We start from the raw sequence: 454 nt of genomic DNA, 5'->3' as shown, positions 1-454 counted from the left end.
GGTCTGGAAATTGAGCTTGCCGCCGGCGTCGAACGCCTTCTGCACGACCACCCCGTCGACTGCCTGATCGGCGGTCTTGTACTCGATCGTGTAGGTCGCGGTCACGCCGGCGCCGAAGCGCACGGCGCCGACATCGCCGCGATAGTTGGCGGCGAAGTCGAGGCCCGAATTGGTGACGCTCGCGCCGTTGATGACCTTGGTCGAGATCCGGGCCACATTGGTGATGTTGCACGCCCCGTTGAAAGTGAAGCGTGCCTGCAGCGCGGCAAAGGCGGCGTTGCCGCAATTCGCCGCGCCGGTCGATCCGAACAGCGTATTGACCATGCCGGCGACCGGCTCGAACACGATCGAGTCCCGCAGTTCGTAGCGGAAATAATCGATGCTGGCGGTGAAGCCGCCGCCATTCAGCAGCACGCCGCCGGAATAATTGGTCGATTTCTCTGGCTTCAGCGCT

1 protein-coding gene is annotated in these 454 nt (G+C 63.4%); it reads right to left on the bottom strand.

Annotation, left to right across the window (positions count from 1 at the left end):
- A partial coding sequence (locus OWC48_RS46530; RefSeq protein ID WP_282525996.1) for a TonB-dependent receptor occupies positions 1-454 on the bottom strand: 454 nt, incomplete at both ends.

This window comes from Bradyrhizobium sp. Arg816, from assembly GCF_029989365.1.
Classification (GTDB): Bacteria; Pseudomonadota; Alphaproteobacteria; order Rhizobiales; family Xanthobacteraceae; genus Bradyrhizobium.
The sequence above is the reverse complement of the archived record's forward strand: the minus strand, read 5'-3'. Positions and strand labels throughout refer to the sequence as shown.